This window comes from Pedobacter sp. PF22-3 (assembly GCF_026239555.1).
GTDB lineage: Bacteria > Bacteroidota > Bacteroidia > Sphingobacteriales > Sphingobacteriaceae > Pedobacter.
Genome location: NZ_JAPIVP010000023.1, coordinates 22406 through 35705, shown reverse-complemented (window position 1 = coordinate 35705; position 13300 = coordinate 22406). Strand labels below are relative to the sequence as shown.

The 13300-nt window shown below is 37.6% G+C and carries 10 protein-coding genes; 1 reads left to right on the top strand and 9 read right to left on the bottom strand.

Annotated features, from left to right (window positions below; genetic code table 11):
- Positions 1 to 9 precede the first annotated feature (9 nt).
- From OQX63_RS21650 to OQX63_RS21625, 6 genes are all read right to left on the bottom strand, one after another.
- Positions 10 to 540 (bottom strand): hypothetical protein, encoded by a 531-nt coding sequence (locus tag OQX63_RS21650; protein WP_265852889.1) that lies wholly within the window; start codon positions 538 to 540, stop codon positions 10 to 12.
- Positions 537 to 2834, bottom strand: coding sequence for a patatin-like phospholipase family protein (locus OQX63_RS21645; protein ID WP_265852888.1), 2298 nt, complete (start codon positions 2832 to 2834; stop codon positions 537 to 539). Before OQX63_RS21645 ends, OQX63_RS21650 begins: the two co-directional genes overlap by 4 nt.
- Before the next feature lie 49 nt (positions 2835 to 2883).
- Positions 2884 to 3357, bottom strand: coding sequence for a TspO/MBR family protein (locus OQX63_RS21640; RefSeq protein WP_265852887.1), 474 nt, complete (start codon positions 3355 to 3357; stop codon positions 2884 to 2886).
- A 45-nt stretch (positions 3358 to 3402) separates the two neighbouring features.
- Positions 3403 to 4752, bottom strand: a complete 1350-nt coding sequence (locus OQX63_RS21635; protein WP_265852886.1) for a M28 family metallopeptidase — start codon at positions 4750 to 4752, stop codon at positions 3403 to 3405.
- Positions 4753 to 4904: 152 nt separating this feature from the next.
- Positions 4905 to 5525 (bottom strand): hypothetical protein, encoded by a 621-nt coding sequence (locus OQX63_RS21630; RefSeq protein WP_265852885.1) that lies wholly within the window; start codon positions 5523 to 5525, stop codon positions 4905 to 4907.
- Positions 5526 to 6401: 876 nt separating this feature from the next.
- Positions 6402 to 7253: an alpha/beta fold hydrolase gene (locus tag OQX63_RS21625; RefSeq protein WP_265852884.1), complete on the bottom strand. Its 852-nt coding sequence runs from the start codon at positions 7251 to 7253 to the stop codon at positions 6402 to 6404.
- Between the two features lie 306 nt (positions 7254 to 7559).
- Between OQX63_RS21625 and OQX63_RS21620 the strand changes: the two genes are divergently transcribed.
- Positions 7560 to 9638, top strand: coding sequence for a hypothetical protein (locus tag OQX63_RS21620; RefSeq protein ID WP_265852883.1), 2079 nt, complete (start codon positions 7560 to 7562; stop codon positions 9636 to 9638).
- 529 nt (positions 9639 to 10167) lie between these two features.
- Here the strand turns inward: OQX63_RS21620 and OQX63_RS21615 are convergent.
- From OQX63_RS21615 to OQX63_RS21605, 3 genes are read right to left on the bottom strand one after another with little or no spacing between them, the layout of a single operon-like run.
- Positions 10168 to 10677, bottom strand: a complete 510-nt coding sequence (locus OQX63_RS21615) for a hypothetical protein (RefSeq protein WP_265852882.1) — start codon at positions 10675 to 10677, stop codon at positions 10168 to 10170.
- Entirely contained in the window at positions 10670 to 11938 is a 1269-nt protein-coding gene (locus OQX63_RS21610) for a condensation domain-containing protein (protein WP_265852881.1), read from the bottom strand. Before OQX63_RS21610 ends, OQX63_RS21615 begins: the two co-directional genes overlap by 8 nt.
- Positions 11935 to 13224 (bottom strand): condensation domain-containing protein, encoded by a 1290-nt coding sequence (locus OQX63_RS21605; protein WP_265852880.1) that lies wholly within the window; start codon positions 13222 to 13224, stop codon positions 11935 to 11937. The genes OQX63_RS21610 and OQX63_RS21605 overlap by 4 nt, the downstream gene beginning before the upstream one ends.
- Positions 13225 to 13300: the final 76 nt, after the last annotated feature.

Sequence of the window (13300 nt, the reverse complement as noted above, 5' to 3'; positions counted from 1 at the left end):
CTCCAGACATCAAATAAGGTTCTTTAAACCGTCAAAAATACTTTCGAAAAAGGTAGAAAGGTTTAGTCCGTTGCTGTGGTTAAAATATGCAAATACCAGGAGTATAATTACCACAAATATAATGAGTTTGCGGAATGCGAAGGCAATTACAATCAATAAAATAGGGATGATGAATAACCATAAACTATTGATGGTGTAAGGGCTTAAATCAGTGTCTTTTTTATACACATACACCAGTTTGCTATGTGTGCCAGCGTCGTTTTGGTGTTTAATATAAATAAAGGTAGATTTATCTATTGGTAAGGGCAGTACAGCGATGCCATCGTTAAATTTTAGTACCTGTGTAAAACCACTTACGCTAAAGGTATAGGTTCCGTTTATATTTTCGTTAGGGTTATTTAGCGAATCGGCTGCTATAATGGCCAGTTTACTGTTTTTAAGCAAATTTTCTTTGACCAGAAAATTATTGATTGATGCGGTTTGTGCAAAGCCGAAAAGCCCAGTTAAACACAGCGTAAGCAAGAGTACGATTCGTTTCATTCGATAGAACGTTTATTGTAAATTAAATAACCGATATGCAATAATACACCATTTCTTTTAATCGCATCATTATATATATTATAACTTAGGCTAACCGGGCCCAGCGGCGAGTGATAAACCAGACCTGCAGTACCTGCATAACGTAATTTTGTTATGGCCTTTGCGTAATTGATATCCTGAAAATTATTCAGTTCAAATTCTTTATGTGGTAAAAATAAATAACCTTCCAATCTAAAGTCAAGATTTTTTTTAACATTATAAATGTTTTTTATCCCACCTGCGGCATAGGTGGTTGCCCTAAATTTATCTAGAAATAGCGAGCGGCTATCTTGCAGTGGATAAAAGGCAGGAGCGGTTAAAAGTGTTGCGTAATAATTGCTAAATAAGGGTTGATTCGAAAATACACCTTCCACAATATAACCCAAAGTATATTTTTTAAGGTGTAAAAAATAGTTCTCCTGTGTGAGTTTAATACTGGCCCAATGGCGGAGTTGGCTACTGCCCGGAATTTTCACAAAACCAGGGGTGTTACGGAAAATGTTGCCAGGATTGTAATTTTCGCGACCGGTGGTGTAATTAAAACTTAATGAAAAACTTTGGCCATTGGTGGCATACTGTTTTCTGTTCAACGAATTTTTTTCCAGGTTTAATGAGCTTCTGAAACCATTAAATATAGTTTGATCTAACAGATCGCCTACGGCAAAGGTATTGTTAGGGCTGTAACGGTCATTATTGTTAATGAATGTTGCATGTAGCACAATTTTGGTGTTATAGTTTAAGGGCATCCCCAGCATGAGATCAATCTTGCGATCTGATTGTTCGATATAAATAGGACGAGGGTTTTCGATAAAGATCTGGCTGGTATTATAAAAATTCCAGTGATTATAGGTGAGCTCTCCAGCGAAAAATAAGGGGAGTTTGGTTGGGTAATCTACACGGCCATTTACCTGAACCGATTCGTAAAAACGACCGGAGTAAAAGCTTGTTCCGAAAGTATACGATTTTCGGTTGAGGTAATTATACTGGGCACCCAAAAAAACATTACTGATAGGCCTGGTGGAGATATTGCCACCTAATTCGAGCTTAAAGCTTTTTTTCGGCTGTGCCACTACCTCAAAAGTGTAACTGTCTGTTGCCGCTTGATAAGAGATTTTAGGATATACCGTTTCAAAAGTTTGGTCGGCAACGAGCTTATAATAGCCACGTTTAATATCTTGCAGGTTAAAAGTCATTTTATCGCTTTTGAAAAGCCTTTCTACATATTTTTTCTGCTGGCTGTTTACGCCCGTTACAATAATATTGCTGAATTTGAGATCTGGTTTTTTCGAATTGAATTTTTTCCTTTTCTGTGCCAGTTCTTCATCGCTCACCCTTCTGCTGATTAGTGCTTTAATTCTTGGCATATCAGCTATTGTTGCATCATATCCTTTTTTGATCAGTTCTTCAACAGGAGCGAAATTAGATACGCTATAGGTAGCTAAATCGGGCTGGATATAAACACCGTTTTTACCGATCATGGTAGAATCTGATTTGGATAGGAACATGTACACCAGAAAGCGGTTCATTAAACGATCGTCGATATTTTTAGGGTATTCGTTATAGGTTTTGGAAGAAACATTGGCACCAATTATATAATCTGGCTTAAAATCTCTTTCCATTACATCAGCTGGGAAATTATTATAAAGTCCACCATCAAAAACATACTTTCCATCCAATTTAATCGGCCGGTAAATAATGGGCACCGTCATGGTTGCCCTTACTGCCTCTGCCAAACTTCCTTTGCTTACGGTGATGCTTTTTTGTGAAAGTACATCAGCCACCATACAGCGGTAGGGCACAAACAGGTTGTCGAAATTATCTTTAGAAACGGCAGAAGCTTGCGAGAAAAGCTCAAGAAAGGCAAAGTTTAACGGGATATCATTAATCAGGTTTGAGCGGAAACTAAAATGAAAACCGGTATCAATAGCCACTTTTGCAGTAAGCATAGAGGCATTGGGTGCATTTTTCTGGAAATAGTAGGTGTAATCGCTCGTATAACGCCCATTTACCCAGTTCTGAAAATCGCTACTGAGTGCTATCTCCTCAATCTGTTTTGGACTATAACCTGCGGCATACATGGCACCAACAATGCCACCCATTGATGTGCCGGTAATGTAATCGATAGGGATGTGGTTTTCTTCCAGGGCTTTTAACGTACCAATATGCGACAATCCTTTTGCACCACCACCGCTAAACACAAGACCTACCTTTTGCGCCTGCAACTGGCTATAGCACAGAACGAACAGTATAAGCAAATATTTTTTAAAAGTTACCACTCTCTAAAAATAGGGTTTTCTTTTAAAATTAATTCAAAATGAAAATGTTGTAGGTTAAAAATAATGCAAAACTTACCCACAGAATATAGGGGATGAATAGTAAACCCGCCCATTTGGTTATCTTATAGAACATACTTGCATTGATAATAATGATAATTAACAGTAAAATAATTTCGGCCAGGGCGAAGCCGATCTCATGCAGATAAAAGAAAATGAAAGACCAGCCAAGATTTAAGATCAGCTGGATGAGGTAAATGGCCACAGTTCGGGGGAAATGAACAATTTTATCGCGTCTAACCCAAACCAGGTAAGCAGCAATGCCAATCAGTATGTAAAGTGTAGTCCAAACAGGTGCAAAAATCCAGTTTGGTGGATTAAAAGATGGCTTATTTAAGGTTGGATACCAGGTTTTAACAGATTGAGCGGTTGCCCATCCACCTAGTGCACCAACACCCAGCGTGATGGCAATATTGATGATAAAAGCCAGCGGTTTAAATTTCATGCCTAAAATTTGAATTTAAACAAAGTCAAACCTCAAATGTTTTTATTATCTGCCGATACCTGGTACCACAGGTAAACTTTCATTGCCATCATTTCCAACGCTCTGAACGGCAAATAAATAATTATCTTTACTGTATGGCAATTTTAATTCAGTAGCTGAAGTGAAAAATTTCTTTTCCCAAACAGCGCTGCTGGTTTCGCGCATTAATACATAATAACCTTTTACTGTACCATTAAGAGGTGCTTTCCAGTATAAAAAGGTAGCGTTGCTCAGGTTTTTAACATCGATTTTTACTTCGGTTGGGCTGGAAGGGGCTTTGGCAAGATTGGCTAAAACTGCAATATTTACGCCTGTGTTTTTGCGTAAATATTCGAAATCCATAAATTCCTGCAGATCGCCATACCGCACACCATTTTCTGTTCTCAGGTCTTGATGTTGGTGGTCGAAGTTTTCGTTCATTTCGGTGATGCGTACGGCCGTAAAACCATTTTCTACAAATGGGGTGTGGTCTCCGCCACGCAGAAACCGGTCGTTTCTGTAAATTAATTTAACTTCTAACTGATCTACATACCGTTCGCCTATTTCTTTAACATAACGCGCCAACTGTCGGCTTTTACCATCATTCTCTAAGCCAAACTGGCGAATGCTCTTCGCATTTTTATCCAGATCGAAGCTGGGTAAACCCTCACTAAATACGCGCAGCCTGGTATTATCAATAATTTGCGTTTCGCTACTGTTGTTACTGCCAATCATATCATTGTTTAACATGGCATCTACATTCCAGTTTTCTTTTTTTGCTTTTGCGGCCATAAAGCCAGAGCCTAATAAAGATTGTTCTTCACCGCTTACGGCTACAAATATGATGGTTGCAGGAAATTTATATTGACTCATAATTCTTGCAGCCTCTATTACGCCTGCAACGCCACTGCCATCATCATTGGCACCGGGTGCATCGCTGGTCCTGTTCATTACATCGGTAACACGGCTATCGAGGTGTCCGCTTACTACATACACACGTTTGTCGCTTGTATCCGTGCCCTTTAGTACGGCAACAGCATTTCCTAAAAGTGTAAGTCTATCTACTCTTTTGCCATCAGGTTTAAATGTTATGGTATCCAGGCATGCGGTAAGCCTGCCATCGCTTTGCTTTGCAAATTGATTAAACTTATTGACCACCCAATTTCTGGCCGCTCCAATCCCTTTTGTTTTACTTTTAGTATCGCTGAGTGTATTTCTGGTCCCGAAAGAAACCATTTTACTGATATATGATTTAAGCGAATCGGGATTAACCGTCTTAACCATTTTTTCGATATCCTGATTTCGGTTAACTACAACCTGGGCCTGTAGCGAAAAACTAATGGCAATAAAAGTGAGTAGGGTATATGTTTTTTTCATCTGTCGACTTTTCGGAAATGATGATTTTTATTTAAAACGAATATATTGAATGATTAGTGGAATACGGAAGGTTAAAACCGATTAAATGTAACAATTTGGGCATAAAAAAAGCCCTTTGAAACGAATCAAAGGGCTTAGGTTTAATTTTAATATTATTTTGTAACCGTTGTTATTAGTTCTTGTGCCCGGTTCCAGTTGCCAAATGCTTTTTTTGCTGAAGCTTTAGCTGTATTTAATTCAACATCACCTGCAATGGTTAAAAACGTTTTTTCAGGAGAAATCTGGCTGTAAAAGTTTTTAACATCGGCTAAGGTTAAAGCGTTGATCGAATTTTCATTTACCGTTTGATCATAATCGTAATCCTGTAGTTTTATGCTGGTTAATAATTTAGCCTTGGCAGTATTGAAAGTTTTTTGATCAATTGTAGCATTCTGGATCAGCGCAGCCATTTCAGTCAAATCTTTTTCTAAATCTGCGCTGGCTGTAGCCAGTTTGCCACTGTTATCTTTAAAACTGATGTTCGCGTTTTTGCTCACATTTTCATTTAGTACGGCATTTAATAACTCAACTACGCCATCCTTTTTAGTATTAAATGCATTAGCATCTAAGGTAAAGCTTGAATAAGCTTTTGGCGATTTATTATTTTCAGAAATAATAATGTTCATGCCATTTTTAAGTTTATAGCCAACTGGCTCTTTAAAGGTTTGTGCTTTAGCTGTGTAGATAGAAAGCACGGCGACTGTGCAAAGTGCAATTGTTCTGATTTTGTTCATTTTATTTTTTATTGATAATAGGATAAATTTTTTTGCTTTGTAAATCTGACAAACCGCTAAAGCGCATTTTAAAGGCGTTATGAGTGATTATCAGTTATGATCAGGCGTATATACGCGACGAGAATTGGATCGGATTTCAACAAAGATAAATTTTATTCATTTTGTTCATTATTCATTTGGTCGAATATTCCCTGTAGCTATGCTTACTCAGCGTTTTACTTTATTCTGATACAGTTAATAAATAGGTGGAATTGCTAAAAAGAATGTGTTTAGAAGACCTGGAACAGTTCTGGTAATAGGTTAGGAGAAGATTCGCGGTGAACATATTTATAAATAATTATGCCGCTAACGATTGGGAATTTATGAAAATAAATTAGATGGATGGGTTTTAATGTTTGTCTGTAAAAGAATAAGGAAAACCAAACCTAATTATATATAACCTGAGTTCGATTAATAATGTGGGTTTGGATAATCATTATTGGCATTTCGTATTCGGTGGCCGTCACCCTGAATTTATTTCAGGGTCTATTTTGCAGGAAAGATGCTGACCACGTAGTAGCTACAAGACAATTGAAAACAAAATTTCTACTTGTAAAATAAATTCAGCATGACGATCGTGCTAGGCAAGCGAGCTAAGATTCAATCATTACGAAAAAATATTAATCGAACTGAGGTTAATTGGCTTAGACTGTAATATCATACACCTTTAGGCAAAATCCAATGCCCGTCTGTAATTTATTCAAGCTAATTTAATTAAGAACAACATGGAACGTTGGGTAGAGCTGATTGCCATCATGCTGCGAAAAGGTTAGGGAAAAAGTACCTGATTTTTGGATCAATACCCTGTACTTTTTCTCTATTATTCAGTTTTAACTACTAGTGGGCGAAATCTTGTGGCTTATAAAGATGATCTGATGCTGATTTCAGACCGGCATCTTCGATAAAATCTTTTATTTCCCTGATGGTTTCATCGGGTGCACTGATATGGGGGAAATGTCCGCTAGCTTTCATAACGACCAAAAAATTTTCGGGTGTATTTTTATGAATAAATTCTCCGACCGATAATGGAGCGATTACGTCGTTTCTACATTGCAGGGTCAGACTTGGTACTTCGAGGTTTTTCAATTTATCTCTGTAATCGGCTTTAAAGGTAGCCATTGCAAAGGCCAGCGCTACACTAGGGTCGGTGGCTTCAAAACATTCCTGTAAAAAATCAGATAGTTCGGGTTTATCAGGGTTGTCCATCACTATTGGCGCCAATTGTTTACTCCAGGCCACATAATCTTGGGCGATATGCATAAAAATGGTTTCAATATCTTCAGCATTAAATCCGCCGATATAATCACCATCGTTTAAATAGCGGGGTGATGGTCCGATAAATACCAATTTTTTAAACACTTCTGGTAGCTGCAGTGCGGCAATCATGCCGATCATACTACTAACCGAGTGCCCAATAAATATAATGTTCTTCAGATCAAGTGCTTGTATAATATCAATTACATCGCAGGCATATCCTTCGAGCGTGGCATATTTCTTTTGGTTGTATTGACTGAGGTCCGAATCACCAGAGCCTACATAATCGAATAAGATTACCTTATAATCTTCTAGGAAAGCATCTGTGATATATTTCCATGAGTTTTGTGCACAGCCAAAGCCGTGGGCAAATAGGAGTACCTGGCTGCCTTCGCCAAGTATTTTTACATTATTTCTGATGAGTATTGGATGCAAAGTGTTTGATATTTAAAATCCTTATTAAGTTAGGAAATGTAACAGTTTTTTTATAAAAAAATAAAAAATGAACAGAATGCACCAGGTTAATCTATGAACAGTCATTTCGACCTTAATTTTACTATTCTAATTCCTTAACGGTCAAATGTTTGTTTGTCTTTCTTATTACGAAGTTTAAGTGCGTAAAGTTTTTAAAATGGAAAATTAAATTTTTATGATAATGGAGATTCAAATTTTGAAATTACATATTTTGCTCATAATCATTATCTTGCCTATTCTCTACTAACCAGAAAACAAATATCCCTGATGAAAAAGTCCCTTCCAATTTTTATTATTATCTGTATATTTTTCATAAATGCATCTGCTCAGGTTAATTTAAAAGCTTTTAAACCTAATGGGGCAACTGTTTATGTCAGGCAAAAAGGAGTAATTGTGAATTGGCCGGTTGGCAATAATGCGATTGGTAAAATGGTTCTTGATCTGGAAAACGGGAAACCACTCTTTAGCAGTTTGCAGATGGGTAAAAAAGGTGCATTTAAAGTGGTAGCTGCAAATCTTGATCCTGTTTTTATTTTGAGGGTAGGTAAACGTACATTGAGTCCGGAAAGTGGAGGTTGGGATGTGTTTTTCGACCGTGTTCCTAACAGACCATACACCACCAATCTAGTCAAATTCGAAAAAGGAAATGCGAGTGTTTCTACACATGGTATGCAAACTGTGGTTAAGATAGCGGGTTTAAAGTCTGAAAATTTTAGTGGTAATTTAGAAATAACACTCTACAACGGAAGCCCATTGTTTAATGTAGCTGCTGTAGTATCTACCCAAAAAGATTCGACTGCTATTTTATACGATGCCGGATTGGTAAGCAAAAAAGAGACCTGGTCTAATGTAGCCTGGTCTGATGTAAAAGGTGATCTTCACGCCGAAAAGGCTGTTAAAACTGATGGAAGTAAAAATTTGGAGGTGAAATATCGTACTGTAATCGGTGAAAATACCGGAGGCAGCTTAGCTGTTTTTCCTGCCCCACATCAATATTTTTATCCATTGGATGAAGCTTTTAATCTTAAATTTACCTGGAAAGGGAGCAATTATTTAAACCTGGTTCCCGATTTTGGGATTGGCATCCGTCAGGATCCTTTAGGAGATAAACGTTATGTACCTTGGTTTAATGCGCCTCCCAATACCCAGCAACGCCTTAATTTTTTCTGCTTGCTGAGCACAGGGAAAGCAGATGTGGTTTTAAATGAAGTAAAAAAGTTTACCCATAATGATACTTATGTGCCCTTGGCAGGCTATAAAACCATGGCAAGCCATTTTCACAATGAGTTTATTTCGGATGTGGTGTTAAGTGGAAAACCTATTCCGGAGCAACCGGAATTTGTTGATGTATTAAAGAAAGCAGGATTGAACATTGTGAAACTGGCCGAATTTCATGGGCCCGGCCATCCGAAAGGACCAGATTCTACACGTTTAAAGGAATTAGATGCCTTATTTAAACAAACTAAAAAGCTGTCTGACCCTAATTTTCTGCTGTTACCGGGTGAAGAGGCCAATAATTTTTATGGTGGACATTGGCTGGCATTTTTTCCTAAACCGATTTACTGGATCATGGCGAGGAAGAGCGACCTGCCTTTCGAAAGCAACAATCCTAAATACGGTAAAGTTTACCGGGTAAGTGATAAGGCCGAAATGCTCAAATTGCTGGAACAGGAGCATGGCTTAGCCTGGACTGCCCATGCCCGAACAAAAGCTTCAACAGGTTATCCGGATAAATATAAGGAAGAGGATTTTTTTAAATCGGAAACTTTTATGGGCGCAGCCTGGAAAGCGATTCCGGGTGATCTTTCTTTACCTACTTTAAGTAAAAGGGTATTAAATCTGATGGACGATATGGCCAATTGGGGGTTGAAGAAACATATTATCTCAGAGGCAGACATCTTTACCATTACTGAACAAAATGAAATGTACGCACACTTAAACGTAAATTATTTACAACTTGATAAACTGCCCAACTATGCTGATGGCTGGCAACCGGTTTTAGATGTAATGCAGAAAGGCAAGTTTTTCGTTTCAACAGGTGAGGTATTAATCCCGAGCTTTAATGTTGATGGAAAAGGTGCAGGCGAGACTTTGAAAGTTAATAATGGTGGAAAAGCAAAGATAAATATGCAGCTTAATTGGACATTCCCATTAAGTTTTGCTGAAATTGTATCAGGTGATGGAAAAAAAGTATACCGTAAACAGCTAAATTTAAATACAACGCAGGCATTTGGTAAAAGCGATTTTAGCTGGCAGATTGATTTAAAAGGCCGTAAATGGGTAAGGGTAGAGGTTTGGGATATTGCCACCAATGGTGCATTTACACAGATGGTTTGGTTGGAGTAGTGGTAATACTAACGGTCGTTATTTTGAGCGAAGTGCAACGCAGCCGAGAACCACGAAGTGCTCAGCGAAGCTAAATCTGTCTCAATAGATTTCCAGTCGAAATGACTATTCTTCTATAGGATCTGTCAATGGTAGCGCAGCGAAGAATCCATGACTAATGAAGTACAAGCTGTGAATTAATATCTAAATGAAGTTAATAACTGAGTTTGATTATCTTAATAAATAGAAGGTTAATTTTTAATCATTTGTAAATATACGATCTTCATGCTGATCCGATAGCTATCGGATTTATTTTACGAGTAGAAATAGTATTTTCAATTGTTTTGTGTCTACTGTGTGGTCAGCATCTTTTCTGTAAAATAGACCCTGAAATAAATTCAGGGTGACGGGCAGAAAGGAAAATTGTTTGTAGCGTATCTTCAGAACAGATTATTAATAGCACTCAGGTTGATATATTTATTAATGATAATACTAAAATTAAACAGATTCTTCACTACGTTCAGAATGACAAGAATATTTTCTAGGGATATTAAATCGCATCAATCTTAAACTTCCTGATGGCCAGATAAAAAAAGGTAATAGAATATAAACCTGCCAGTAATCCCGCACATATCGCAGATGGTGTAATCCCAAAATCGTGATCGGGCGGGAAAGAAAAGTATAGCATAACCATTAAAATGAAAACAATTGCAATGCTATAAAGCCCATTCAGTACTGCCTTTTTCAGAATAAAAGGATAACCCGTAATTTTTACCTCCTCTTTGCAATTGATGGCACCGGTATGTTGCAGTGCTTTTATTTTCTTTAAAATATCCAAAGTGATCATAAACGGCAGTAATAGCGACATAGGCAATAAAAATCTGGCCAGGTTCTGTTCACCATTGAATAAGTGTACTGAACTTTGCGCTTTAAAAGCAAAATATGGTATTATCGTATTTAATATCATATTCGGGATGAGGTGTAAAAGCAGGTTTTTACGCACAAACTTCCTCCAGTTCGAAACCTTTGTCTGCTCGTCATCCTGCACAGCATCAAACATTGGCCATTTCGTTTAAGTTTTCTTTAATCAGTTCCATCGCTTTGTCTTTAATCTGCCAGGCTTCAAATTCCCGAAGGAACGTTTCATTCGACATAAAAGAGAAATCCAATTGTCCGTTAAAAGTACTGCATACCAGGGTGTTGGCATTTTTCCATGGAAAAGCAACTGTAGGGCTATAAATGGTTTCTATTGTAAAGTTTTTATAGTCTTTGGGTATATTTAAAAGGCCCATGTTGCTGAGCGTAATATCATGTGTGCCTTTTGTTGTTTTTAAAAAACCGATCATCTTATTTATGGATGAGTGGAAATATTCGCTCATGTTTAACAGATCATAAACTTTCATCTCAGCTACTTTTGCTTCGAGATCGGTTTTTAGTTTTCTGGTTTTTCCCCAAAAATGATTCTCCGTCTGATCAAGGTTTAATTCTACAATAGGGGCAAAAGCAAACATAGTATCTTGTTTTATGGTTTCAACAAAACGCCTGATATCAACCGGACAAATTACCTTTCCATGAGCCTTAGTGCCTTGTATGTGTTTAAAAGCTTCCATAAAGGCAACACAGATGGCCGCATGAACGGTCGTATTTTCTTGTTTACACTTTACCAATAGTTTTTTGGTATCATCTGTGCTGATTTTCCAATGCACTGCATAATTGCGCTGGTTTACATGATGGTTGGAGGTTGCTTTAAAAAAGAAAAATAAGCGGCCAAGTGCTGCAAAAATTTTTCCTTTAAAATGGGTTGCTCTAGTGATCTTAAAATCTTCTGGTAAGAGATCCTGAACGGAAAGAAATGAAGCGTAGGGTGCGAGTTCCTGTTCAGGATGATCAATCAAAGTCATGAGCTCACGCATTAAATTTAATATTGTAGTGCCATCGCAGATACAGTGTGGAAGCACCAGCAAAAGATCTGATCTAATTTCACCCTTTAACCACACTAATCTGGCTAAAGGTTCGTTTGGGGTATCAAAAAGTTTGTACCATTCTATTTTCGATTGTGTTAACCAATCCTGATTTGTTAAACGGTCTACAATTCTAACCGTTATTTTGCTGATGTTCTCATTCAGCATAAAATACGGGGTTTTGCCTGTGGCATCGATCTTCATTCGCAAGAGCGGATGCTTCTGCTGAATTTTTTGCAGGGCCATATGCAAATTATTTTCATTAATTTCTCCTGAAATTCTAGCGCCAAAAACACAGTTTAATGGTGTTTTGGCATCTACATGCATTATTCTTTCTCCTAAAATTAATCTTCTTTTCATGCGGTGGCAGTTAAAATTGCAGTTGGTTTTTTAACGTGTTCTTTAAGGATAGCAATTACTTTATCCTTTATGGCAGCTGCTTCTACTAACGATAAATAACCTTCACTGGCCATAAAGCTAAAGTCCATTTGATTGCGGTAAGTGGAAGTAAGCAGTGTAGTGGTATTGCCCAATGGTCCCATTACCGAAGGACTGAAAATGCTTTCAACTTCAAAGTTTTGATACTGGTATGGAATATCAATTTTGCCCAGGTTGGAAAACATACAATCATTACTTGATTTTCCATACTTTAAGAGATTAGTGAATTTTTGTAAGGCTGGATGGCAAGCTTCCATCATCATCATTAAACTATATGGATTGAGTTTGGCCAATTTATCGTTCACATTCCTTTGTAAAGCTTTAACACTTTTTAAAAAATCTTTTTCTGGTAATAAAGAGAGTACAATCATTAGTCCGAAGGCAAATATGTGGTCTTTTTTTATGATTGGATTGAGGTTCCGGATATCTACCGGAAGCGATATTTTGTTGAATGCTTTTTCTTTCCTTATTTCTTTAAAGGCAGTTAAAACAGTAGTGCTAAGCAATGTATTTACTGTAAACTGATTGGCTTTGCAGAACTGGATAATCTGTTGAGTAAATTCCTGATCGAATCTCCAGCGGAGCATAAAATCTTTTTTGCGTTCTATGGCTACTTTTTTAATCGGGATCAGCCATAATGCAAGCGTGGCCATTTTGCCTACCATTACGTTTTTAGTTCTGTTGCGATAATTGTTTAGTACTTTTTTGGGGATTACATCTTTTATACCCATAATCGGGATTTCAGTGCCAACATCGGCATCAGGATTATCCAAAAGCTGAAGCAATTCAGCTAAAATAGAAAGTGTGGCCGTGCCATCGCACAGGCAGTGGTGGTATACCATCAGGATTTCGGAAACGTCATCTCCTTTTATCCAGGTAATGCGGCAAAGTGGTGCGGTTTTAGCATCAAAAACGGTTTTCCACTCCAAGGTAGATTCCTGCTCCCAATGTTCGTCACTTAAACGCTCCACTATGCGGATTGGGATTTTGAAATGCTCGTTAAGATTGGTTGTAAACCACGGCCTTTTATTTTCATCAAAATCTATGGATGCAGTTAGCCAAGGATGCTTATTCTGAATTTTATGTAAAGCATGCCTCAGATCGCTTTCCTTTATTTCGCCCCTGATTTTGAAAGGTATTATGAGATTAAACGGACTTTTACCGTCTCCGTATAACATCCTTTCACCGAATAGTAGTTTTCTTTTCATTTGGGTTAGTATTGTAACGCATTTCGTCATCTCGACTGAAACGCAGTGGAATGGAGAGATCTATGCGTGATTGATT